This window comes from Thioclava pacifica DSM 10166 (genome assembly GCF_000714535.1).
Classification (GTDB): domain Bacteria; phylum Pseudomonadota; class Alphaproteobacteria; order Rhodobacterales; family Rhodobacteraceae; genus Thioclava; species Thioclava pacifica.
Genome location: NZ_AUND01000038.1, coordinates 65089 through 89675, shown reverse-complemented (window position 1 = coordinate 89675; position 24587 = coordinate 65089). Strand labels below are relative to the sequence as shown.

The 24587-nt window shown below is 65.1% G+C and carries 22 protein-coding genes; 5 read left to right on the top strand and 17 right to left on the bottom strand.

The features are described 5' to 3' along the window. Window positions 1-35 precede the first annotated feature (35 nt). From TP2_RS14405 to TP2_RS14370, 8 genes are all read right to left on the bottom strand, one after another. Window positions 36-1640, bottom strand: coding sequence for a carboxyl transferase domain-containing protein (locus TP2_RS14405; RefSeq protein ID WP_038078932.1), 1605 nt, complete (start codon window positions 1638-1640; stop codon window positions 36-38). Continuing rightward, complete coding sequence (locus TP2_RS14400; RefSeq protein ID WP_038078929.1) at window positions 1637-2104, bottom strand: lysozyme inhibitor LprI family protein; 468 nt, start codon at window positions 2102-2104, stop codon at window positions 1637-1639. The genes TP2_RS14405 and TP2_RS14400 overlap by 4 nt, the downstream gene beginning before the upstream one ends. Beyond that, window positions 2104-3264: an acyl-CoA dehydrogenase family protein gene (locus TP2_RS14395; protein WP_038078928.1), complete on the bottom strand. Its 1161-nt coding sequence runs from the start codon at window positions 3262-3264 to the stop codon at window positions 2104-2106. Before TP2_RS14395 ends, TP2_RS14400 begins: the two co-directional genes overlap by 1 nt. 211 nt (window positions 3265-3475) lie before the next feature. Beyond that, a complete protein-coding gene (locus TP2_RS14390; protein ID WP_038078927.1) occupies window positions 3476-5521 on the bottom strand; it encodes a DEAD/DEAH box helicase in 2046 nt (681 codons plus the stop codon). Between the two features lie 140 nt (window positions 5522-5661). Beyond that, complete coding sequence (locus tag TP2_RS14385) at window positions 5662-6390, bottom strand: YoaK family protein (RefSeq protein ID WP_038078924.1); 729 nt, start codon at window positions 6388-6390, stop codon at window positions 5662-5664. A gap of 207 nt (window positions 6391-6597) precedes the next feature. Beyond that, window positions 6598-7776, bottom strand: a complete 1179-nt coding sequence (locus tag TP2_RS14380) for a DegT/DnrJ/EryC1/StrS family aminotransferase (RefSeq protein ID WP_038078922.1) — start codon at window positions 7774-7776, stop codon at window positions 6598-6600. Window positions 7777-7779: 3 nt separating this feature from the next. Then, window positions 7780-9000: a tetracycline resistance MFS efflux pump gene (locus tag TP2_RS14375; RefSeq protein WP_038078920.1), complete on the bottom strand. Its 1221-nt coding sequence runs from the start codon at window positions 8998-9000 to the stop codon at window positions 7780-7782. Window positions 9001-9050: 50 nt separating this feature from the next. Next, window positions 9051-9728 (bottom strand): HAD-IA family hydrolase, encoded by a 678-nt coding sequence (locus tag TP2_RS14370; RefSeq protein ID WP_038078917.1) that lies wholly within the window; start codon window positions 9726-9728, stop codon window positions 9051-9053. Window positions 9729-9838: 110 nt separating this feature from the next. Here TP2_RS14370 and glmU point away from each other — a divergent pair, with 110 nt between their 5' ends. The 3 genes from glmU to TP2_RS14355 are packed head-to-tail and all read left to right on the top strand — an operon-like array spanning window position 9839 to window position 13851. Further along, complete coding sequence (gene glmU / locus TP2_RS14365) at window positions 9839-11185, top strand: bifunctional UDP-N-acetylglucosamine diphosphorylase/glucosamine-1-phosphate N-acetyltransferase GlmU (RefSeq protein ID WP_038078914.1); 1347 nt, start codon at window positions 9839-9841, stop codon at window positions 11183-11185. 3 nt (window positions 11186-11188) lie between these two features. Next, entirely contained in the window at window positions 11189-13003 is a 1815-nt protein-coding gene (glmS, locus tag TP2_RS14360; RefSeq protein WP_038078912.1) for a glutamine--fructose-6-phosphate transaminase (isomerizing), read from the top strand. After that, on the top strand, window positions 13000-13851 hold the full coding sequence (locus TP2_RS14355) for a DNA alkylation repair protein (RefSeq protein ID WP_084714332.1): 852 nt from the start codon (window positions 13000-13002) through the stop codon (window positions 13849-13851). The genes glmS and TP2_RS14355 overlap by 4 nt, the downstream gene beginning before the upstream one ends. Here the strand turns inward: TP2_RS14355 and TP2_RS14350 are convergent, their stop codons facing one another. The 3 genes from TP2_RS14350 to TP2_RS14340 form a co-directional block, all read right to left on the bottom strand. Then, a complete protein-coding gene (locus TP2_RS14350) occupies window positions 13852-14535 on the bottom strand; it encodes a D-lyxose/D-mannose family sugar isomerase (RefSeq protein WP_038078910.1) in 684 nt (227 codons plus the stop codon). A gap of 25 nt (window positions 14536-14560) precedes the next feature. After that, on the bottom strand, window positions 14561-15334 hold the full coding sequence (locus TP2_RS14345; protein WP_038078907.1) for a gamma-glutamyl-gamma-aminobutyrate hydrolase family protein: 774 nt from the start codon (window positions 15332-15334) through the stop codon (window positions 14561-14563). 102 nt (window positions 15335-15436) lie between these two features. Continuing rightward, window positions 15437-16498: a Hint domain-containing protein gene (locus TP2_RS14340; RefSeq protein ID WP_038078905.1), complete on the bottom strand. Its 1062-nt coding sequence runs from the start codon at window positions 16496-16498 to the stop codon at window positions 15437-15439. Between the two features lie 216 nt (window positions 16499-16714). Between TP2_RS14340 and TP2_RS14335 the strand changes: the two genes are divergently transcribed. Together TP2_RS14335 and TP2_RS14330 are read left to right on the top strand one after the other, a co-directional pair. Further along, a complete protein-coding gene (locus TP2_RS14335; RefSeq protein WP_038078903.1) occupies window positions 16715-16960 on the top strand; it encodes a hypothetical protein in 246 nt (81 codons plus the stop codon). 3 nt (window positions 16961-16963) lie between these two features. After that, window positions 16964-17305, top strand: coding sequence for a hypothetical protein (locus TP2_RS14330; RefSeq protein WP_038078900.1), 342 nt, complete (start codon window positions 16964-16966; stop codon window positions 17303-17305). Between the two features lie 59 nt (window positions 17306-17364). Here TP2_RS14330 and cynS read toward each other — a convergent pair whose 3' ends face one another. The 6 genes from cynS to cobA form a co-directional block, all read right to left on the bottom strand. Beyond that, window positions 17365-17829 (bottom strand): cyanase, encoded by a 465-nt coding sequence (gene cynS, locus TP2_RS14325; RefSeq protein ID WP_038078897.1) that lies wholly within the window; start codon window positions 17827-17829, stop codon window positions 17365-17367. A gap of 45 nt (window positions 17830-17874) precedes the next feature. Continuing rightward, entirely contained in the window at window positions 17875-19599 is a 1725-nt protein-coding gene (locus tag TP2_RS14320) for a bifunctional protein-serine/threonine kinase/phosphatase (RefSeq protein WP_038078893.1), read from the bottom strand. Between the two features lie 84 nt (window positions 19600-19683). After that, a complete protein-coding gene (locus TP2_RS14315; RefSeq protein WP_038078891.1) occupies window positions 19684-20529 on the bottom strand; it encodes a formate/nitrite transporter family protein in 846 nt (281 codons plus the stop codon). A gap of 38 nt (window positions 20530-20567) precedes the next feature. Then, window positions 20568-20888, bottom strand: a complete 321-nt coding sequence (gene nirD / locus TP2_RS14310; RefSeq protein WP_038078889.1) for a nitrite reductase small subunit NirD — start codon at window positions 20886-20888, stop codon at window positions 20568-20570. Then, on the bottom strand, window positions 20885-23335 hold the full coding sequence (gene nirB, locus TP2_RS14305) for a nitrite reductase large subunit NirB (RefSeq protein WP_038078887.1): 2451 nt from the start codon (window positions 23333-23335) through the stop codon (window positions 20885-20887). Before nirB ends, nirD begins: the two co-directional genes overlap by 4 nt. 436 nt (window positions 23336-23771) lie before the next feature. Next, window positions 23772-24578, bottom strand: a complete 807-nt coding sequence (cobA, locus tag TP2_RS14300) for a uroporphyrinogen-III C-methyltransferase (RefSeq protein WP_051692665.1) — start codon at window positions 24576-24578, stop codon at window positions 23772-23774. Window positions 24579-24587: the final 9 nt, after the last annotated feature.

The following is a 24587-nucleotide window of genomic DNA, read 5'->3' as shown; positions in this document are numbered from 1 at the left end:
AACTGCATCAAATATCCCCGCCGGAGGCGAAAAACTTACATCCGGAACACGCCGAAGCGGGTCGGTTCGATCGGCGCGTTGAGCGCGGCGGAGAGCGAGAGCGCCAGCACCTCACGCGATTTGCGCGGGTCGATGATGCCGTCATCCCAGAGCCGCGCCGAGGCGTAGAGCGGGTGCGACTGGCGTTCGAACATCTCGATGGTGGGGCGCTTGAATTCGGCCTCTTCCTCGGCCGACCACTGGCCGCCCTTGCGCTCGATCCCGTCGCGTTTGACGGTGGCGAGCACGCCCGCGGCCTGTTCGCCGCCCATCACAGAGATCCGTGAATTGGGCCAGGTCCAGAGGAAGCGCGGGGAATAGGCGCGCCCGGCCATGCCGTAGTTACCCGCCCCGAAGGAGCCGCCGACCAGCATCGTGATCTTCGGCACCGAGGTCGTGGCGACGGCGGTGACCATCTTGGCTCCGTGGCGCGCGATGCCTTCGTTCTCATATTTGCGGCCCACCATGAAGCCGGTGATGTTTTGCAGGAACACGAGCGGCACCGAGCGTTGCGAGCACAGTTCGATGAAATGCGCGGCCTTCTGCGCAGCCTCCGAGAAGAGCACGCCGTTATTGGCGACGATCCCCACCGGGCAGCCTTTGACATGGGCAAAACCGGTCACGATGGTCTCGCCGAAGCGCGGCTTGAACTCGTCGAAGCGCGAGCCGTCCACGATACGGGCGATCACCTCGCGGATGTCGTAGGGGGTGCGCAGATCGGCCGGCACCACGCCGAGGATTTCCTCAGGGTCGTAGGCGGGTTCTTCCTCGGCCTGCCATTGCACGGTCGAGGGCTTGGCGCGGTTGAGCGAGCCGACCGCGCGGCGCGCCAGCGCCAGCGCATGGGCGTCATCCTCGGCGAGGTAATCGGCCACGCCCGAGAGCCGCGTATGCACATCGCCGCCGCCCAGATCCTCGGCGCTGACCACCTCGCCCGTCGCGGCCTTCACCAGCGGCGGACCTGCGAGGAAGATCGTGCCCTGTTCCTTCACGATGATCGTCACATCCGACATCGCGGGCACATAGGCGCCGCCTGCCGTGCAGGACCCCATCACCACGGCGATCTGGGCGATGCCCTTCGCCGACATCCGCGCCTGATTGAAGAAGATGCGGCCGAAATGGTCGCGATCGGGGAAGACCTCGTCCTGATTGGGCAGGTTCGCGCCGCCCGAGTCGACGAGGTAGATGCAGGGCAGATGGTTTTCCTCGGCAATCTCCTGCGCGCGCAGGTGCTTTTTCACCGTGAGCGGGTAATAGGTGCCGCCCTTCACGGTGGCGTCGTTCGCGACGACCATGACCTCCTGGCCCTGCACCCGGCCAATCCCGGCGATCACGCCCGCACAAGGCGCGGCATTGCCATACATGTCATGCGCCGCCGTCGCGCCCACTTCGAGAAACGGCGAGCCGGGATCGAGAAGCCCTGCCACCCGCTCGCGCGGGGCCATCTTGCCGCGCGACAGGTGCCGCTCGAGCGCCGCCGGGCCACCGCCCGCCGCCGCGGCCTCGGCCGCCGCGCGCACCGTGGCGAGCGCCTCGAGATGCGCGGCGCGGTTTTTCGCAAACCCCTCCGACGAGGTGAGAACCTGAGAGGACAGTTTCATTCCATGCTCCCCATATCGCGCAGCTCCAAAGCGCGCTGCGCGGTCTTGTGAAGATAACAATCCGACGCCATCACGGTGCGGATCGAGCCCTCGGCCCAGATCGCATAGACCAGAGAGCAATCGGCATCGCGGAAGGCGATCCAGGCCCGCTGCGCATCAAGCAGTTGATCGGCCAGATCGGTGCCGCCCTGTTCGAGCAGCCGCGCCCGCACGCCCTTGTATTGCGCGTTCAGAAGATCGTCCCAAGCCTGCGCCTCGCCCTGAAGGCAGGCGGAGATGCCCAAAGTGGTGTCGCCGCCCGGCTGGGACTGGCAGGCCGCAGCCGCCTTGCCCACGCAATCGGGCGTGGTGCCGGTCGCATCATCGAAACAGGCGCGCACCGTGGCCGGATCGACCTGCGGCTCTTGCGCGAGGGCCGGAGCGGCCGCCAGCGCCAATGCAAGAGAGATTGCCAGAGGGCGCATCACGCGCCCCCCATGATCTCGCGGCCGATGAGCATGCGACGAATTTCCGAGGTGCCCGCGCCGATCTCCATCAGCTTGGCATCACGGAACAGGCGGCTGACGTTGGAATCACTCAGGAACCCAGCGCCTCCAAGGGCTTGCACGGCCTGATGCGCCTGCACCATCGCCTGCTCGGAGGCATAAAGCACGGTCGCCGCCGCATCCTGACGCGTCACTTGGCCGCGATCGCAGGCCTTGGCGACCTCATAGGTATAAGCCCGCGCGGTGTTCATCGCGACATACATATCGGCGATCTTGGCCTGCATGAGCTGGAAGTTCCCAATCGGCTGGCCGAATTGCTGGCGCTCCTTGGAATAGGGCACGACCTCGTCGAGGCACGCCATCATGATGCCGGTGCCGATGCCCGAGAGCACGACGCGCTCGTAATCGAGACCCGACATCAGCACGCGCACGCCCTTGCCTTCCGCACCCAGCACGTTCTCGAAGGGCACTTCGCAATCCTCGAAGAACAGCTGCGCCGTGTTCGAGCCACGCATGCCGAGCTTGTCGAAATGCTTGGAGGTGGAGAAGCCCTTGAAGCTTTTCTCGACGATGAAGGCGGTGATCCCCTTGGAGCCTGCCTCCGGGTCGGTTTTCGCATAGACCACGAGCGTATCGGCATCCGGCCCGTTGGTGATCCAGTATTTATGGCCGTTGAGCACGTAGTAGCCGTTGCGCTTCTCGGCCTTGAGCTTCATGCCCACCACGTCCGAACCGGCCCCCGATTCCGACATCGCCAGCGCGCCGACGCTGGTCCCGGCAATCAGCCCGGGAAGATATTTCTTCTTCTGCTCTTCCGAACCGTTGATCTTGATCTGGTTCACGCAGAGGTTCGAATGCGCGCCATAGCTCAGCGCGATCGAGGCCGAGGCGCGCGCGATCTCTTCAGTCGCGACCACATGGGCAAGATAGCCCATCCCCGCCCCGCCATATTCTTCGGCCACGGTGATGCCCAGCAGACCCAGCTCGCCCATCTCGGTCCAAAGTTCATTGGGGAACTCGTTATCCAGATCGGTCTTGGCGGCGATCGGCGCCACCCGCTCGGCCGCCCAGCGACGCACCATGTCACGAAGCGCGGCGATATCCTCGCCCAGATCAAACTCCATCGAGCCTGCGAACATCGGATCTCCTCCCCCGGTTTATTGAACGCTCGTTCATTTACTAGCGCAAAGTGAATCGCGTCAAGAGCCCAGCGACCGAAAGCGGTTCTCAATGCAAGGGAGGGCGGGTGGCGTCGCATCGCCTAGCGGACAGGGCTCCTTGCCTATCAGTCCGGCCGGAACAGAAAAACGCCCCCGCAAGGAGGGCGTTTTCATCAGCTTTTCAGATAAGTTAGCGCTTCGGACGACGCGGAGCGTCATTGCCGCTGGTGCGCGGTTTGCGCGAGGGTTTCGCGCCCCCCTTGAAGGGTTTTCCATCCCCGCTTGCGCCGGGCTTGCCCTTCTTGAACGGCTTCCCGCCCTTGCCAGCCGCCGGCTTGCGCGGCGCATATTTCGCGCCCTTGCCCGAGGGCGCAGGCTTGCGCGCGGTCTCCGCATCGAATTCGGGCCGATCCGGCGCTTCGGCCTCGGGCGACCATTTCGCCTTGCGCTTGGCTTCTTTCTTCGGAGCCGCCTTGGCGAATTTCGAGGGTTTGTCGCCCTCCTCTTTCTGCTCCCAGTGTTTCGGGCGCTCCGCCGCAGGCTTGGCTTTGCGCTCAGGCTTCGAGGCCTCGTCGAACTGGCGCGCGGGCCGGTCCGAACGCGGCTTCTTGCCCTCGAAGCGCGGCTTGCCGCCTTCGGGGCGCGGCGCGCGGCCACGCTGGAAATTCGGCGGACCATCGAGAGGGCGCACCGAGATTTCCTCGGTCAGCGCGCCTTCGGCATCGATCGCACCAAGGAACTGCTCGGCGCTCGACTCGGCGATCTCCACGAAGGTCTCGCTCTGCTGAATGCGGATCGCGCCGATCGCGTTGCGCTCGAGATCGGCGGCGCGGCGCAGAACCGGCAACAGCCAGCGCGGCTCGGCCCGATCGTCACGCCCCACCGAGAGCGCAAACCAGCGGCTCGGCCCGAAATCGCGCTCTTCGCGGGCGGGTTTCGTCTCCGGCGGCAGCAGATCCTCGGGGGCGGCATGGCGCGACTGGTGCAGGCGCAGGAAAGCCGCCGCGACCACCTCGGGGCTGCGCTGCGCGAGCAGGCGCGCGGCGAAAGCGGCCTCCTCCTCGGTCAACGGCGTCTCCCAGGACGGGTCGGACATCAGCCGTTCTTCATCGCGGCGGAGGATCTCGTCGGCCGAGGGCGCGAAGCCCCAGTCCGCCTCGATCTTCGCCCATTTCAGCAGGCGCTCGGCGCGCTTGACCATCTTCGGCGGCACGATCAGCGCCGAGATCCCCTTGCGCCCGGCCCGGCCCGTGCGACCCGAACGGTGCAGCAGCGTCTCGGTATTGGTCGGCAGATCCGCATGTATCACGAGGCTGAGCTTGGGCAGGTCGATCCCGCGTGCGGCCACATCGGTCGCGACGCAGACCCGCGCCCGCCCGTCGCGCATCGCTTGCAGCGCATGGCTGCGCTCGGCCTGGCTCAGCTCGCCCGAGAGGCTCACCGTCGCGAGGCCACGATTGCCGAGCCGTGTCGTCAGATGCGTCACGGCAGCACGGGTATTGGCGAAAACGATCGCGCTTTCATCGGCGTGATAGCGCAGCAGGTTGAAGATCGCATGTTCGCTGTCGGGGGCCGCGACGCGCAGTGCCTGATAGGAAATGTCGGCATGCTGCTCGGCCGCGCCGATCGTGTTGATCCGCTGCGCCTCGCGCTGGAACTGCTCGGCCAGCCGCGCGATCATCGGCGAGACGGTGGCCGAGAACAGCAGCGTCCGGCGCTCTTCAGGGGCCGCGCCGAGAATGAATTCCAGATCCTCGCGGAAACCGAGATCGAGCATCTCGTCCGCCTCATCGAGCACCACCGCGCGCACATCGCCCAGATCGAGCGAGCCCCGTTCGATATGGTCGCGCAGACGCCCGGGTGTGCCGACCACGACATGGGCGCCGCGATCGAGCGCGCGCCGTTCCTGCCGGATATCCATGCCGCCCACGCAAGAGGCCACGACCGCGCCGGTCTTGGCATAAAGCCAGGACAGCTCGCGCATCACCTGGAAGGCCAGTTCGCGTGTCGGCGCCACGACAAGCGCCAGCGGCACCGCCGGCGGGCCGAATTTCTCCGCCTCGCCCAAAAGCGTCGGCGCGATCGCAAGCCCGAACCCCACCGTCTTGCCCGAGCCGGTCTGCGCCGAGACCAGCAGGTCAGAGCCCGCGAGTTCGGGGGCGATCACCGCCTCCTGCACCGGGGTAAGTGTGTCGTAACCGCGCTCGGCGAGCGCTTCGGAAAGGGGAGAGATCATCAGAGGAGAAGTCCAGTCGAGTGCGGCGAGCCGTGCCGCGCAGGGTCGCGGTGTGCGACGGAAAGCGCGTCCATAGCGGGTCTTTTCAAGAATGTATACTTTATTCTGCGCAGTCGGCCCATAATCGGCGGAGCTTCGCGTTACCCGCGCCCGCTCTCGCCGGAGCGGTAAGCCTTGCGCAATTCCGGCAACGCGATCAGCACCAGAAGTGCGGCGATGATCACGAAGACCACCGGCCCGATCCGCTCATAGCCCCAGACGCCCGAAATCCCGCCGCCGAAGAAAGCAAAGAGCGTGGCGAGATGAAGGACCAACCGCGCCAGCAACACGTCGCGCCGCGCCGGATCGAGCGTGGCCCGCCCGCGCGACAGCTCCGCCAGCTCCAACCCGAGATCGGTCGCAATCCCCGAGACATGGCTCGTGCGCACCTTCGCATCCGAAATCTTCGTGGTCGCGGCGTTCTGCAATCCCATCAGCATGCTGAGCCCCACCATCATCAACTGCCCACCCGCCTGCGCCGTCCAGATCAGATCGAGAAGCGCCAATGCCACTAGCAGCCCCGCCTCCAACAGGATCGAGAAGGCATAGATGCCACGCAGATTGCGCCGCTCACCGGCGGCGATCAGCAAACCCGACACGAACGCCCCCAGAACGAAGGCCAGAAGCAGCATCAACAGCCAGAACGCGCCAGCGAACCGACCGAGCGCCAGCATGTCGGAGGCCATCGAGACGTTGCCCGTCATATTGGCGGAGAAATAACCAAGCGCCCGGAACCCGGCCGCATTGACGGCGCCCGCAACAAGAGACAGCCAGATCGCCAGCCGAAGATCGACCGCGATCGTGCGCGCCTGTCCAACCTGTATCAGCACCGGGCCTGCCTCCTTGTCTTCTCCGATCTAGCGAAGGCGCGGGCAGAAAAGCAAGCGTGCAGGGGGCGCTGCCCCCGCCGCGCCAGGGCGCGACTCCCCCGAGATATTTTCATCAAGAAGAAGAGGGGCGCACGTTCTCTTCTTCTTGACCCAAATATCTCGGGGTGAATTTCCGCAGGAAAGAGGGGCGGCGCCCCTGCCCGGGTCTCAGGCCAGAACCTCGGCGCGGATGATGCGAGCGATCTGGGCTACGTCCGCTTCGCTGAAGGTCAGCGGCAGACGCAGATCGAGAAGGTTCGCCAGTGTCGCATCGGTTTGCGGCAGGCGCTGCGCCTTCGCGTAGCGCCAGCTGTCATGGCGCGAGGTAAAGCCCGCGGGTTCGGCCGCGCCGAACCATTTCAACTCGACCCCACGCGCGGCGCAGCGCGCGACCAGATCGCACATTGCTTTCGCATCGCGCCCCGGCAGGCGAAACTGGAAGGACGACCCGACATAGGCTTCAGCCTGAGGGCGCGTAATGAGCGCAAGGCCGGGCGTATCCTCAAGCCCTGCCTCCATGACCCGGTAAAGCGCGTTCCAGCGCATGACCCGATCGGGCAGCGACGGCAATTGCGGGCGCAGGATCGCAGCGCGCAGATTGTCCATCCGGCCCGAGACATTGGGCGTGTCGTATTTCAGCGCCTCGAACGCCTCCGGCCCCGGCGCCGCGAGGTGGCGCGGATACATCATGTAGCTGCCCGACAGCAGGATCATCTTCGCGGCCAGCTCGGCATCATCGGTGACGATCAGCCCGCCCTCGCCGGAATTCATGTGCTTATAGGTCTGGGTCGAGTAGCAACCGACAGCGCCGTGACGGCCCGAAGGCACGCCCGCCCATTCCGCCCCCATCGTATGGGCGCAATCCTCGATCACAATCAGACCATGGGCGCGCGCGATCTCCATCAGCCGGTCCATGTCGCAGACATGGCCGCGCATATGCGACAACATCAGGATCCGCGCTTGCGGGGCCTTGGCCGCGAGATCCTCGAAATCGATCGTGAGGTGTTCGGTGGTCTCAACGAAGACGGGTTGCGCGCCGAGAGCCGCAATCGCGCCGGGCACGGGGGCGAGCGTGAACGCGTTGGTCAGCACGCGCTCGCCCGGCTTGACGTCCAGCGCTCGCAGCGCACATCCCAGCGCGTAGCCGCCCGAAGCCACCGCGAGACAGTAACGCGCACCGGTGAAGGCCGCGAAGTCCTGCTCGAGCAGCGCCACCTCTCCAGCCTCGCCCGGCGCGGTATTGTAGCGGTGCAACCGGCCCGAGCGCATCACCTCGACCGCCCGCGCGATCGCGTCTTCGGGGATCGGCTCCTGCTGGGTGAAATTGCCGGTGAAGATCTCGTCCATCGCTCACACTTTCCTTGCGCGCCAGAACAGCGCCCATGCGCCCAGAAGAATAACGGCCGCAACATAGAAGGCCATGTCGGGCGTCTGGATCGGTGCGGTCTCGGCGAGGAAGATCCCGAAGATCTGGGTGAAGAACAAGGTGCCCAACAGCATCGCGAGGTTCATCACCGCCGAAATCCCGCCTTGCAGCGCGCCTTGCGCATCCTCGGGCACGGCATTGGACATCAGCGAGGAAATCATCGGTTGCACGAGCCCTTCGATCCCAGTCACCACGAGCACGATCAGCACCATCGCGAGGCTGTTCGACAGGCCCAGCGCCACCGCCAGAACCGCGCCAAGCCCGAGCCCGAGCCCCGCCACACGCGCCTCGCCCATCGCGCGCGCAAGCGGGCCCGCGAGCCCGCCCTGAAACAGCGCCGCCACAATGCCGTAGCCCGCCAGCGTCAGCCCGACCAGCCCCTCCGACCAGCCGAATTTCGCCATGCCCCAAAAGGGCCAGATCGCCGGATAGACGGCGGAGGCGAAGAGATAAACACCAAGCGCCGCGCCCATCGGCAAGACGCCGGGATATTGGCGAAAGACCTTGAGCGTACCCAACGGGTTGCAGGCGCGCCAGTTCACCGGGCGGCGCAACGCAGGCGGCAGGCTCTCGGGCAGCACGAAGATGCCGTAGAGCAGGTTCAGCCCTGAGAGCGCCGCCGCGGCAAGGAACGGCACGCGCGGGCCGAGCTCCCCCAGAAAACCACCCAGGGCCGGACCCGCGATGAACCCGAAGCCAAAGGCCGCTCCGATCAGACCAAAGGCACGGGCGCGTTCGGCCGGGGGAGTGACGTCGGCGAGATAGGCGTTGGCGATCACGTAGGACGCCCCGCAGATCCCAGCAATGATCCGCCCCACGAACAGCCAGAACACGGTCGGGGCAAACGCGTGAAAGAGATAATCGACCCCCAGCCCCGCAATCGCGAGCAGCAGGAGCGGACGCCGCCCGAAGCGATCCGAGAGGTTCCCCATCAGCGGTGCAAACAAAAACTGCGCCAGTGAGAAGGCCGCGAACATCCAGCCACCGATCCGGCTCGCCTGCGCCAGATCGACATGTCCCACTTGCGCGATCAATGAGGGCAGCACCGGGATGATCAGCCCGAAGCCCACCATGTCGAGAAACACCGCGATCAGGACGAATGCGGTTGCGTGACGCTTGGCGGGGACAATCTGCGGGCTGTGCATGGGGATCTCTCGGCGTGAGGCGCGCAGGCTGTGCCGCGCGCCCTGCCCTGTCAAGCGCTCCCGAGCATCCCCGCGACCAGATCGGGCAGCGCGTCGAAATGATCAAGCAGCGCCTCGGGGGCGAGCCGCTCGATAGCGCGACCCTCGGGGCCGAACGTGACGAGGATGCACGGGACGCCCACCGCCCGCGCGGTTTCGCGATCGGTATTGGTGTCGCCCACCAGAAGCGAGGCGCTCACCGTCCCCCCGGCCCGCTCGACCGCGGCGTGATAGGGCTCGGGCGAGGGCTTGCGCAGCGGCAGCGTATCGGCCCCGATCAGCGCATCGAAAAGTTCCGAGATCTCGAACTTCGCCAGCAGATCGCGCGCCAGTCCCTCGGGTTTGTTGGTGCAGATCGCGGTGGCATAGCCTTGCGCGCGCAAGGCCTGAACTGCGGCAACGGCCCCGGGGTAAAGCGTCGTGTGACGATCGATATTCTCGCCGTAATAGGCCAGAAGCGGGTAGTAATCGGCCTCGATCAAGGCCTCGCGCTCATCCTCGGGAATGCCCAGCCGGTCATAGCCTGCCGTGAGCATCGCACGCCCGCCATGAAAGGCGATCAGCGCATCGCTGGCCGGGTCGAGCTGCGCCGCATGGCCCCGCGCCGTGAAACAGGCATTGGCCGCCGCAATCAGATCGCCCGACGTATCGGCCAGCGTGCCATCGAGATCGAAAACCACCGTGCGCATCGGCTCTCCTTTTTCAGCTCGTAACACCGCGAAAGGAAGCGTGAAGACACCCCACTTGCGGCAAAGTTGCCAATGCGTAAAACGGGGGCGAGCAGAAGAAAAGGTTTCTCATGGCCATTGCACTGATCACTCTCGCCGCGGGGCAAGGCACCCGCATGAATTCCGATCTGCCGAAGGTCCTTCATCAGGTCGGCCGTGCGCCGCTGGTGGCCCATGCGCTGGCCGCTGGCCGGGCACTCGAGCCCGAGACAGTGATCGTGGTCGCAGGCCATGGCGCGGATCAGGTGAAAAAGGCGGTGAGCAAGATCGACCCCGAGGCCCAGATCGTGCTGCAGGAAGAGCAGCTTGGAACGGGTCATGCGGTGGCCCAGGCTCTGCCCCTGCTCGACGGGTTCGACGGTCGCGTGATCGTGCTCTACGGCGACACGCCCTTCATCCGCCCCGAGACGCTGGAACGTCTGGCCGAGTCCGATGCCGCCGTGACGGTGCTGGGCTTCGAAGCCGCCGATCCGGGCCGTTACGGGCGGCTTGTCGCGCTTGGAAATGCGCTCGAGCGGATCGTCGAATTCAAGGACGCGACGGATGAAGAGCGAGCGATAAAACTTTGCAATTCCGGTGTGATTGCGTGCGACGCGATCCTGCTGACCGAACTGGTCGCCGGGCTGTCGAACGACAATGCGGCGGGCGAATACTACCTCACCGACATCGTGGCGGCCGCGCGCGCGCGCGGCCTGACGGCCGAGGTCGTGACCTGCGAGGAAGCCGAAACGCTCGGCATCAACACCCGCGCCGAGCTCGCCCGCGCCGAGGCGCTGTTTCAGGAGCGGATGCGCGCCGAGGCGCAGGACAACGGCGTCACGATGGTCGATCCCGCAACCGTCTGGTTCGCGCTCGACACCTATATCGGGCGCGACGTGGTGATCGGCCCGAACGTGGTCTTCGGCCCCGGCGTGACCATCGAATCCGGCGCCGCGATCGAGGCCTTCTGCCATCTCGAGGGCTGCCATATCTCGCGCGGGGCGACCGTGGGTCCCTTCGCCCGCCTGCGCCCCGGCGCGGAGCTGGCCGAGGATGTGCATATCGGCAATTTCGTCGAGGTGAAGAACTCGATCCTCGCCGAAGGTGTAAAGGTTGGCCACCTCACCTATCTGGGCGATGCCGATATCGGCGAGCATACGAATATCGGGGCGGGCACCGTGACCTGCAATTACGACGGGGTGATGAAGCATCGCACCACGATTGGCGCCAACGCGTTCATCGGCTCGGATACGATGCTGGTGGCCCCGGTGACGGTGGGCGACGGCGCGCTGACGGGCTCGGGTTCGGTCATCACCAAGGACGTGCCCGCCGAGGCCATCGCGATCGAGCGTGCCGAGCAGGTGACGCGTCCGGGACTTGCCAAGAAACTCTTTGCCAAGCTGCGCGCCGAGAAAGCGCGCCGCATGAAGAAAGACTGATAAATGTGTGGAATTATTGGCGTTCTCGGGAATCACGAAGTTTCCCCCTTGCTGGTCGAAAGCCTCAAACGGCTCGAATATCGCGGCTATGACAGCGCCGGAATCGCGACGGTGAACAATGGCAAGCTCGACCGCCGCCGGGCGGTGGGCAAGCTGTGGAACCTCTCGGACCTGCTGGTGCATGAGCCGCTCGCGGGCAAGTCGGGCATCGGCCATACCCGCTGGGCGACGCATGGCGCAGCGACCGAAGGCAACGCCCATCCGCATCGCTCCGGCCCCGTTGCGGTCGTCCATAACGGCATCATCGAGAATTTCCGCGAACTGCGCGCCGAGCTGGCCGAGGCCGGGATCACTCCCGAGACCCAAACCGATACCGAGACCGTCGCCCTTCTCACCCGCATGTTCATGGATCGCGGGATGGATGCGCGCGCGGCCGCGGTCGAGACGCTGGGCAAGCTGGAAGGCGCCTTCGCGCTGCTGTGGCTCTTCGATGGCGAGGATGATCTGATGATCGCCGCGCGCAAGGGCTCGCCCTTGGCGATCGGGCATGGCGATGGCGAGATGTTCGTGGGCTCGGACGCGATTGCGCTCGCGCCGATGACCGACCGGATCACCTATCTCGAAGAGGGCGACTATGCCTTCATCACCCGCGCAGGCGCCGAGATCTTCGACGCGGCCGGCCGTCGTGCGAACCGCGACGAGCAGCGCATCGACCTCGGTCAGGCGCAGGTCGAAAAGGGCGGCTACAAGCATTTCATGGCCAAGGAAATCGCCGAGCAGCCGGTGGTGCTGGCGGATGCTTTGCGACATTACCTGCCCGCGACGGGGCTAAATCTGCCCGCAGACTTGGACTTTTCCAACATCGACCGGATTATCCTTATTGCCTGCGGCACGGCGCATTACGCCTGCGCGGTCGCGAAATACTGGTTCGAGGAGTTTGCCCGCATCCCCTGCGAGATCGACGTGGCCTCCGAGTTCCGCTACCGCGAGCCGCCGCTGTCCGAGCGCAGCCTCGCGATCTTCGTCAGCCAGTCGGGCGAGACCGCAGACACGCTCGCGGCTCTGCGCTATTGCTCGGAAAACGTCGCGAAGACGGTGGCCGTGGTGAACGTGCCCAGCTCGTCGATCGCGCGCGAAGCCGATATCGCGCTGCCGATCCTCGCGGGCGTCGAGGTCGGCGTTGCCTCCACCAAGGCCTTTACCGCGCAGCTTCTGGTGCTGGCCGTGATGGCGCTGCAGGCGGGTCGTGACCGGGGGCAGATCGACGATGCGACCCTCGCCGCGCATACTGAGGCGCTGCGCAGCCTGCCGGGCCTTCTGAACCAGGCGATGGGCCTTTCCGAGCCGATCGCGAAGCTCGCCGAGAGCCTCGCCGAGGCGCAGGACATCCTCTTCCTGGGGCGCGGTCCGATGTATCCGCTTGCCCTCGAAGGCGCGCTGAAACTCAAGGAAATCAGCTACATCCACGCCGAAGGTTATGCGTCGGGCGAGCTGAAACACGGGCCGATCGCGCTGATCGACCGCTCCGTGCCGGTGATCGTGATGGCGCCGCATGACCGGCTTTTCGACAAGACCGTGTCGAACATGCAGGAGGTGATGGCGCGTCACGGGATGGTGCTGCTGGCCTCGGACGCCAAGGGCCTCTCGGTCGCCGGAGACGGCACCTGGGCGACGCTGCAGATGCCCGAGATCGCGGAACCCTTCGCGCCGATCCTCTACGCGATCCCGGCGCAGCTTCTGGCCTATCACACGGCGGTCGCGAAGGGCACGGATGTCGACCAGCCGCGCAATCTCGCGAAATCGGTGACCGTCGAATGAGCCGGAAACGCGGCAAGAAGCGCATCGCCCGACCGCGCGCCGAGGATTACGCTCCGCTCGACCCGGTGGAAGAGGCGAAACTGCGCGCCGAGGCCGAGGCCTATGCGGCCTCGGATGCGGATTACGAGAGTTTCGAGGAGCCCGAGGACGACGAAGCGCCCTCCGGCCCGCCGCCCACGCTGGAAGACGCGCTGTTCGCGCTCGAGGCCTGGGAGGATGCCGAGAAGGCCGCCGAGATGGCCGCCTATCACAAGGCGGATCGGCGCTATCTGGGCGTGTCCGTTCCGGCGATTGACGACATGGTGGCGCTCTGGCGCGGGCAGTTGGACGTGGCGGGCCGCGTGGAACTGGCGCGTGCGCTTTGGGACACCGATATTCACGAGGCGCGGATCGCGGCGGCGAAACTGCTGACGCAAGCCCGGCTGCGTCCCGACGCGGCGGCCTGGGAGCTGATCGCAAGCTGGGTGCCGCAATTCGACGCCTGGGCGATTGCCGATCATGTGGCAAAGGCAGGCTCGAAACGCCTGCAATCCGAGCCCGCGCGGCTCGACGAAGTGGCGGACTGGGTGCGCTCGGATCACATGTGGACCCGGCGCGCGGCGTTTGTCTTCACCCTGCCCTGGACCAAGCAGCGCAACCCCAAGCCCGAGGACGAGGCCGTGCGCGACGAGGTTCTGGGCTGGGCCACGCAACTGGCCGAGGATCGCGACTGGTTCATCCAGAAAGCGATCGGCTGGTGGTTGCGCGAGCTGGGCAAGAAAGACCCCGAGCGCGTGCGCGAATGGCTGGCCGAACATGGCGAAAGGCTCAAGCCCTTCGCCCGCAAGGAAGCTGCCAAGTATCTGTGATTACAGGAACTTGTCGTAATCGCTCACCAGCAGGTGGCGGGGCGCCTCGTCTTCCTCGATCTCCGAGAACCGGCCGATATCTTCGCGGAAGATATTGTCGGTATTGTCGTCATTGACGGTCGAGACCTCGCCGATCAGCACGTCGCCGCCCTCGCCCCAGAAGGCGTGCCAGTCGCCGGGGCGCAGGGTGGCGCTCTCGCCGGGTTTCAGGATCAGAACCTCGCCGGGGCGATAGCTGCGCGGGATGCCGTCGCACATCACCTGCCCGCCGGCTGTGTCGCAGAACCTGCCCTCGGCATCCGAGCCGAAAAGCTCGATCGCGAGATCGGCGCCGCCCCGGTTGATGATATCCTCGGCCTTGATGACATGGGTGTGCATCGGGCTGATCTGGTCGCGGCGCGAGATCAGCAGCTTCTCGGCATAGGCCATGCCGTGACCCGCCTGCAGGTCGCGCAGATCGCCATTGCGCAGCGTGAAGAGGAACAGGCCGAGCTTGTCGAAATCGCCCTGCCCATAATCCGTGATGTCCCAGCCCATCGCCGCTTCGACGATGCGTTGCGCCTGCGGCAGACGGGCCTTGAACTCGGCCGGGCTCCACCAGGCGAAAGGCGGCAGGCGGAAGCCGAATTCGAGGATCATCTCCTCGGCCTCGGCCATGATCTCATTGACGCGCGAGCGCTTCATCCTCTCCTCCCAGATCGGTTTTATCTCAGGCCACGCAGGCGGCAGGGCGTTCGCCGCGCGCCCAGGCGCGGACCGCATCCCCGAAAGCTTCAAAAAGCGGGCGGGAGACGGGATCTTCCGCTGCCTTCCATTCGGGATGCCATTGCACCGAGAAGGTGAAGCCCGGCGCATCCTTGACATAGATCGCCTCTGGCGTGCCATCCTCGGCGCGGCCCTCGATGACGATGCGGCCGCCCGGCTGACAGATACCCTGCCCATGCAGCGTGTTGGTGATCACTTCTTCCGCTCCCAGAAGCGTCGCAAAGCGCCCGCCGGGGGTGAAATGCACCGTGTGGCGGTTCGAGAAACCTTCCTCCAGCGTGCCTTCGGGGGGCATGCGGTGGTTCATCCGCCCCGGGATCTCGCGGATCTCGGGATGCAGCGTGCCGCCCATCGCGACATTCACCTCCTGAAAGCCGCGGCAGATGCCGAAGAAGGGCTGCCCGCTCTCGACGCAGGCCCGCACCAGAGGCAGGGTGATCGCATCGCGGGCGCGGTCGAAGGTGCCGTGTTTCTCGGTCGGCTCCTCGCCATATTCGGCCGGGTGCACATTGGGCCGGCCGCCAGTAAGCAAAAACCCGTCGCAGACCTCCATCAGTTCCTCGACCGAGACATAGTCGGGATCGGCGGGGATCAGCAGAGGGATGCAATCGGCCACTTGGCTCACCGCCTCGGAATTGATCTGCCCGCCTTCATGGACGGGGTAGCGATCATTCACGAGGCCACGGTTGCCGATAATGCCGACGACGGGTCTGGTCATAGGAAACTCCTTTGGCCCAAGGCTAGGACGCGCGGGCGCGAGAGAAAAGGCGCAAAATGCGCACGAAACTGTGCGTGAGACGCGGGAACGTAACCGTGAGGATCAGGCGGCCAGATCGTGGCGCAGGATCGCGGCCTCGGAGGGTTTGAGCGCGCGGCGCGCATAGGCGCCGTAGCTCAACGGGTTTTCCGCCACCTCGGGCAAGATCGCCATCAGCCCCGAGCGCTGCTCGGGCGCGATCATCTCGAGCCGGGTCGAGGCGGGATGGAAGCTCTCGGTCTCGACGCCGTTTGCCCAGAGCACTTCGTGGCGCTCGAACATCAGGTGGATGTAATGCAGCTCGGGGATCGCCGCTTCGAAGCGGATCTGGCGGCCATTCACCAAGTCGCAGGCGCGCACCAGCACCTCTTCCTCTGCAAAAAGCGCCCGCGCCGCCGCCCCGCGCACCAACATCCGGTGCTGGGGCGAGACGATCAGATCGCGATCGGGCCGCGCGATCCCGAACGCGCCCGCATCGATCCGCACCGGGCGCAGATGCGGCATTGCATGCAACCGTGCGCCCGAGATCCGGCGCTGGCCGATCCAGCAGATCGGTTGCGCGCCGTCGTCGCGGGTCAGAACCCGGTCGCCCTCGCGCAGCGCCTCGACCGGGCGGCGGCCATTTTCGGTTTCGATCAGCGTGCCGGGTGTGAAGCAGATCACGCCTGCCGGTCCCTTGCGCGCCTCATTCGGGCGTAAATCCAGCGCGCGATCCACGACCCAGAGGTCTGTTTGCGCAGGTGGCATGCGACCTGCGAACATCAGGATGCGGGTACCGCTTTCGGGCAACTCGATCAGGGTCACGACATAGGCGTGATAGCCATCGGTGAGGGTGAAACTCAGGTTGGGCGTGTCGTCCTCATCCGCGCGCGCCGCGATTTCAGACTGCCCCACCGCCTCGCCCAGAAGCTTGCGTACAGCCCGCGCGGCCTTGGCGCGCCGTTCCGCCTCGCCACGCGCATTGCGCAGGATCAGGCGGTCATTGGGCCCATCCACACAGATCGCCTGTCCCGACCAGCGCCAACAGGCTCCGACCGTGACGATCTCCGGCGGCGGCTCCGGAGTGCCGTCGATCTCGGTTTGCGCCCATGAAATGACGAAGGTGCCCTGATACCCGGCCCTCATGCCTGTTCCGTCCTGCTCTTTTATTCGGGGTCGTGCTTGTGCCCCGTTCATTTTTTACAACGTTATCACAAGGTTTTGCCGTCAGGGAAGCCCTTCCGCTTCCCCACACGTCAAGCGTGTGCGCGCGCCGTTCACCGAAACTTGCGCGCAGCATGACTTGCCTTGCGCGCGGGCGCGGCCATCATGGGGTTTCGTACCAGTCCGGAGTTTTAAGCGATGAAACGCCTCGCCCTGATTGCGGCGCTCGGCCTTGCCGCCCTGCCCGTGCTTTCCCCTCAAACCGCGCTGGCCGGCCAACCGCTCTCGCAGCTCGAGATCCTTCGCGTCCATGAGCTCGTCGGCGATGTGGACCTGTCGAACCTCTCGGATCGCCAGATCGCGGTGATCAAGGAAGCCCTCGTGCGGCGCACCGACAATGACGAAAAGAAATCCCTCATCCTCGCCATCTTGAAGAAAAGGTAGACGATGCTTTCCAGCCGCACCCTGACCCGCCTGAGCCTCGCGCTGGCGATGAGCGCTTTCGGCGCATTGGCCGCCGAAGCCGCAAGCGGCCCCGCGCCGCAGGACATGATGCCCGACAGCGCCCCGAGCGCCGGGAAATCCGGAACAGATCCAGCCTATTACATGCCTTCGGACCCGCATCTGAGCAGCTTTGACATCGCGCGCGCCACGCCCTTCGCGGGCGGCAAATCGCTTGACGGGCTGAACTACGAACAGGTCGCGGCGATCGAGAACGCGCTGATCCATCCCTCGCTGGAAAAGGAGCGCGCGGCGCTCATCACGCGGAGCCTCGACAAGGGGATCTGATCAGTAGATCCGATCGGAAAATCGGGCGCGCGCGGGCAACTGCGCGCGCCCGTTTCGCCTCACCAGGCGTTGTATTGCAGGTATTTCCCCGACATCTCGACCTTCACGCGGTCGCCTTTGGGATGGGGCACTCGGGTCACGGACATGTCGAAATCAATGGCCGACATGATCCCGTCGCCAAACTCCTCGTGGATTAGCGCCTTGAGCGTCGGCCCGTAAACGCCCACCACTTCGTAGAAGCGGTAGATGCAGGGATCGGTCGGCACGGTCTGATCGAAAACCTTGTTCGGGCTCTCCGCGAGCACCTCGGCCGCCTCGCCCGGAAGGCCCAGCACCTCGCACAGCGCTTTTGCCTTCTCCGGCGGGAAGGCGTTCATGCCCATGCAGGCGGAGTGGGTGAAGACCGGCGACATGCCGATCTTCTCGGCGATCTCGGCCCATTTCAGCCCGAGCTTCTTGCGCGCCGCGATAATCATCACGGTCACGTCTTCCTTGTCGAGAATATCGGGGATCATCATCGTCATCGTCTCTCTCCTGTCAGGTTTCGGCCTCTGTCGGGCCATTCGGGGTTATGCGAGAAGGTTCGCGAGAAGGATCACCACCGCGAGGCCGAGCCCCGCACTCAGCGCCTTCCAGAAGGCCAGCGGATCGCGGTCGATGAGCGGGCGGCGGTTGCGCGCGACGTAATCGGCAGCCGGGCGGCGCAGATCGGCAACGAACTCGCCCAAAGCTCCGGGGCGGAGCGCGGGATCGGGATGGGTGGCGCGTTCAAGCGCGGCGTCGATCCATTCGGGCAAGTCGGGGCGCAGGTCGGCAAGTGCGCGATACCGCAGCCGCAATCGCTCTCGCGGGGAGGAAATCCGCGCCACTTGCGCCCCATAGGGCAGACGACCCGTGAACATCTCATAGGCGATGGTGCCGAGCGAGAACATCTCCGCCCGCCAGCTGATCGCCTCGCCAGAGAAATATTCCGGCGCACTGTATTGCTGGGTGCCAAGGATATCCTCATCGCGCGCCGGCCCCGCTTCGGCGACGCCCGCAACCCAGGCAGAGCCGAAATCGATGATCCGCACCACACCGTCGCGTCCGATCAGGATATTCTCGGGGCGCAGATCCTGATGCAGGATCTCGCGGCGATGCATCAGCCGTAGCCCATGGACGATCTGTTCGACGATTTCGCGCACGCTCTCGGCATCCGGGCGGGGATTGTCGCGCATCCATTGGCGCAGGCTCTGGCCGGGGATGTAATCCGAGGCGACATAGAAGGCCGTGCGTTCACGCACGGGCGGCGCAGTCATCAGATGGGCAGAAGCGAAACGCCGCGCGATCCATTCCTCGGCCATCATGGCGCGCAGGTGGTCGGGGCGCTCGCGCATCTCTGAGGCGGGGAACTTGAGCACCACCTGACGCCCCTCCCCGTCCTCGGCGAGAAAGGCATGTGAACGGTCATTGCCATGCAAAGCCCGCAGAATGCGATAGCCATCTATCTCGTCGCCCGGCGCAGGCGGGTCGATCACCGGCAGATGGGCGGCCTCGGGCATGAGATCGGCGGGTTCGGGATCGGGCAACGCCTCGATCCGCACGATTTGAATGGTGAGATTGTCGGGCGACCCCGCGGTGAGCGATGCCTCGGCGATCTCGTGTGCGGCCTGATCGAGATCGCGCGCCTCCGCGATCTTGCGGGCCACGGCACGCGCATCCCAATGCGCGTGAACCCCGTCGCTGGTCAGTACGAAGACATCACCCACGCGCAGATCGAAGCTGCGATAGTCGATCTCGATTTGCGGTGCGAGCCCCATTGCCCGCGTCAGCCAGCCCCCACCGGGCGCCGCGTGATCCTCGGTCAGGGGCTCGAGCGTCGCGCCCGAGAGCCGCCATATCCGTGTATCCCCGATGTGAAACAGATGTGCCCGGCGCGCCTTCAGGATCAGCGCGCTCAGCGTACAGATATGCGCGCGGTCGGCCTCGTCGATACCGGCATGGCGCGATTGCGCGTAAAGCCAGCTATTGGTTGCCGCGATCACCTTGCTGGCCGCGGAGCGTACCGTCTCGGCCGGAGAGGTCGCGAAATAATCGCCCATCAGTGCCTTCACCGCGCTTTCGGCGGCGATATGGCTCACGGGGCTCGGGGAGATCCCGTCGGCCACGGCCAGAACGATCCCCTTGAGACGCCGCTCGATACCCGCAGGCAGCGCCGCGCCGTGAAAATCCTGCATCCTCTCCTTGCGGCCCGCGCTTGCGAACTGGCCAAGCGTGACCTCGAGACGGGTCTGGCTGGCGGCGTCCTTTGGCATGGCGGTCGGGCCTTTCACGACGGGAGGATGAAAAGGTGCAAGCCCCGCCGGGAAGGGTGACGGGGCTTGCGGGCTGTCGAAGGCTTATTCAGCGGGGACGCCGACGCTACCTTCGGACTTCACCGCGTTGCGCTTGGCGCTTTCGCGGAAGTGGGTGGCGTAGATCATGCCGCCCACGAAGGTCAGGCCGCCCACGAGGTTGCCCAGCACGACCGGGATCTCGTTATAGGCGAAGTAGTCAACCCAGGTGAACTGGCCGCCGAGCATGATGCCCGAGGGGAACAGGAACATGTTCACGATCGAATGCTCGAAGCCGAGGTAGAAGAAGACGATGATCGGCATCCACATCGCCATGATCTTGCCCGAGACCGAGTTCGACATCATCGCAGCGACCACGCCGGTCGAGACCATCCAGTTGCACATCACGGCGCGGATGAAGACGGTCAGCATGCCCGAGGCACCGGCGGCGGCATAGCCCAGCGTACGGGCCTCGCCGATCTTGCCGATCTTCTGGCCGACGGCGTTGGGTTCCTGGCTGAAGCCCATGGTGAAGATGATCGCCATGAAGACGGCGACGGTCAGCGCACCGGCGAAGTTGCCGAGGAACACGAGGCCCCAGTTACGCAGGACACCGCCCACGGTGACGCCCGGACGTTTGGCCAGCAGGGCCAGCGGCGCGAGGGTGAACACGCCGGTCAGCAGGTCGAAGCCGAGCAGGTAGAGCGTGCAAAAGCCCACCGGGAACAGCAGCGAAGCCACGAGGAAGTTGCCGGTATTGACCGCGATGGTGACCGCGAAGGCGGCCGCCAGCGCGAGAATCGCCCCCGCCATATAGGCGCGGATCAGGGTGTCCTTGGTCGACATGAAGACTTTCGATTCACCGGCGTCGACCATCTTCGCCGCGAATTCCTTGGGTTGAACATATGACATCGTTTGCGTCCCTCGATGTTGGTTGTGTTGGGAGGTCGTCAGAGAGCGATCAGGACCGTCTCGTCCTCGATCCTGACGGGGAAGGTGCGGGTGCGGCCTTCGTCGGCACCTTGCGCGGAGCCGGTCTCGAGCGAGATCACCCAGTTATGGAGCGGGCATGTGACACAGCCGTCATGCACGATCCCTTCGCTCAGAGGCCCGTTCTTGTGCGGGCACTTGTCCTCGAGCGCGTAGACACGGTCATCCGACATGCGGAATACCGCGATCTTGGTCTTCCCCCAGAGCACGCGGCGCGAGCCCTGGCGGGGAATTTCGGAGAGCGGGCCGATCGCGACCCAGTTTTCGACTTGCGCGTTCATTCCGCTGCCTCCAGCTTGAATTCTGCCATGGGTTTGAATTCATGGGCATCTTTGCCCGCGACGCGCTCGGCCCAGGGGTCCACCTGCGCGAATTTCTGCGAGAAGACGAAGCGATCATGCAGTTCGCGGCGCGCTTCCTTGTCCTCGAGCACGATGGATTTGATCCGGTCGTAGCCGACGCGATCCGCCCATTTGTAGATCCGCTCGAGATAGAAACCTTCCTCGCGGTAGAGCTGTGTGATCGCGGCGGTGATCTCGATCACCTCCTCTTCGGTGGCGACGGTGCCAAGCTCGGTCGTGCCCTGGATATGCAGGCCCGCCGCGCCGCCATAGACGATCTGGTAGCCGCTATCGACGCAGATGATGCCGATGTCCTTGCAGGTGGCCTCGGCGCAGTTGCGCGGGCAGCCTGTGACGGCGAGCTTGAGTTTCGCCGGCGTCCAGGAGCCCCAGAGGAATTTCTCGAGCTTCACGCCCAGCCCCATCGAGTCCTGCGTACCGAACCGGCACCATTCCTGTCCCACGCAGGTCTTCACCGTGCGCAGCCCCTTGGTATAGGCGCCGCCCGAGACCATGCCGTGCTCGTTCAGATCGGCCCAGATGCCGGGGAGGTCTTCTTTCTTGATCCCCAGCAAGTCGATGCGCTGGCCGCCAGTGAACTTCACCTCCGGCACATTGTATTTCTCGGCGATATCGGCGATGGCGCGCAGCTCGGCCGCGGTGGTCTTGCCGCCCCAGATCCGCGGGACGACCGAATAGGTTCCATCCTTCTGGATATTGGCGTGAACGCGCTCGTTGATGAAACGCGAGCGGTAGTCATCCTCGTATTCGCCCGGCCAGTCCGAGACGAGGTAATAGTTCAGCGCGGGGCGGCACTTCGCGCAGCCCTCGGGGCTCGACCATTCGAGCTCCTGCATGACCTCGGGGATCGACTTTAGATGGTTGGCCTTGATCAGGCGGCGCACCTCACCGTGACCGAGCGGCGTGCAACCGCACATTCCTTCGGCCTTCTTCTCGAAAGCATCGCCCAGCACCGCCTTGAGCAGGTTCTCGACATTATTCGCACAGGTGCCGCAGGAGGCCGAAGCCTTGGTATGGGCACGCACTTCGCTCAGCGCGGTGAGGCCCTTATCGGTGATCGCCTGCACGATCTGGCCCTTGCAGATGCCGTTGCAGCCGCAGATTTCGGCATCGTCGGGCAACGCAGCCGCAGCTGCGACCGGATCGAAGCTGCCGCCGCCCTGATGGGCCTGACCGAAGATCAGCGTCTCGCGCATGTCCGAGACATCGGTGCCCGCGCGCAGCATTTCGTTGAACCAGCCGCCATCGGCCACGTCGCCATAAAGAACGGCACCGATGATCTTGTTATCCTTGAGAATAACGCGCTTGTAGCTGCCGCGCTGCGCATCGCGCAGAACGATGTCCTCGCGCCCTTCCCCTTCGGCGAAATCGCCCACCGAATAGAGGTCGCAGCCCGTGACCTTGAGCTTGGTCGGGGTCTCGGAATGCTTGAATCCGGCGGTTTCTTCCCCCGCGAGCGCATGGGCCGCGACCTTCGCCATCTCGTAAAGCGGCGCCACGAGACCGTAGACGCGGCCATCGACCTCGGCGCATTCGCCAAGCGCGTAGATCGCGTGGTCAGAGGTGCGCATCGTCGCGTCGGTGACGATACCGCGATTGACCTCGATCCCGGCCTCCTTGGCGAGGCCGGAATTGGGACGGATCCCCACGGCCATCACCACAAGATCAGCCTCGAGCACGGAGCCGTCTTCCAGCTCGACGCCCTCGACCTTGTCGGTGCCGAGGATCGCCTTGGTGTTGGCGCGGCACTTCACGTCGATCCCGCGCGCCTCGAGCGCCCGTTGCAGAAGGTAGCCCGAGGCTTCGTCGAGCTGGCGCTCCATCAGCGAGGGCATCAGGTGCAGCACGGTCACATCCATGCCACGCAGGCGCAGACCCGCCGCCGCTTCGAGCCCCAGAAGACCACCGCCGATCACCACCGCCTTGCCGCCCTTGTCGGCGGCCGAGATCATCGCCTCGGTGTCGTCGAGATCGCGATAGGCAAGCACGCCCGGAAGGTCCTTGCCCGGCACGGGAATGATGAAAGGCTGCGACCCGGTCGCGATCACCAGCTTGTCGTAATGTTCGACAGTTCCCTTGTCCGAGGTCACCTTGCGTTCGACGCGGTCGATCCCGACCACTTTCTCGCCCATGTGCAGGGTGATGCCATGCTCTTCATACCAGCCTTCGCCGTGGATGATGATATCGGCATAGCTCTTTTCGCCCGAGAGCACCGGCGAGAGCATGATGCGGTCGTAATTGACCCGCGGCTCGGCGTTGAAGATCGTGACCTCGTAGGCGTCGGTGAGATCGAAGAGATGTTCGAGCATCCGCCCCGGCGCCATGCCGTTGCCGATGATGACCAGTTTTTGTTTCTGCGTTTCCATGCGCGGTCTCCGTGAGTGACTGGGCGGCCGAAGCCGAAATCGTCCGGAGAATGCGAGAGAACGTACGGGCGCATCTCCGCGGATCGCGAGCGATCCGAAGGTGCAGCCCCGTTGCCGCTGTGCCCCTCATGGGGCGCTTGACGAGAAATACCGCGCCGTTGCGGTGGAAAGCCCGGGCGCCATGCCCAAAGACTTGTTAATCTTCTTATACGGCCTGAGATGCTGCGCTTGCAAAGAAAACTGCACCAAGACCCCGGCTCCGACCTGAAATAGCCCCTTCTCCGCTCCGTTTGATCGCGCGTGAAGCAAAGCTGCACAATTTCACGGCAGCGCGAGAACGGCGTTCGCCCCGCTCTTCCCCGGCTGCGATTCGAAAAAAAGGCCGCCCTCCCGAAGGAGAGCGGCAAGACTAGGAAACGATGAGGTTTATTATTCTTCAGGCCTGGGCCGTCACGCCAACCGGTTGGACGCAAACCTGCGCGAGCGGCTTTGCATAGCGGATAAGGATGATCGCGGGATTGGCGATCTCTTCGCGCGCGATGGTCGCCGCCATTTCCGACAGGCAGGTCCGGGCGATTTTCTCGCGAACAGTGCTGGCAGAGGCGACGATCTCGACCTCGGCCTCTCCGGGCACGCCCGCCGCAATCAGATCGGCCGCGATCTTCGGAGCCTTGCGCACGCCCATGTAAAGCGCGAGCGTCGTGCCCGGGCGCAACACCTCAACCCATTCGGGCGTTTCATCGCCCTCACGGCAGGTGGCAGTCGCGAAGACAAGACGGTCGGTCGCGCCGCGCTCGGTCAGTGAGCGGTTGAGCGCGGCCCCCGCAGCGGAGGCTGCCGAAACGCCCGGGACGATCTCGACCGGGATCGCGTGCTCGGCCGCGGCGGCCAACTCCTCCGTCGCGCGCCCGAAAACGCCCGGATCACCCGATTTCAGGCGTACCACGCGACGGCCCTGAAGGGCGGCGGCGACGATCACTTCGTCGATCTTCTCCTGCGGCCAGGTATGGCGCCCGACCTCCTTGCCGACATAGATCCGTTCCGCCTGCGGGCAGAACTCGAGAACGTCGGGATCAACCAGGCGATCATAGAACACGACCTCCGCCTCTTGCAGGCGGTTGAGCGCGCGTAGGGTCAGCAGATCGGCCGCACCGGGCCCTGCGCCGACAAGCGAGATCCGCCCGCCCTTGCGGCGGTCCGGGGTCAGGAAGGCATCGGCGAGCGAGACGGGAAGAACGGTCATGGCAGGTCT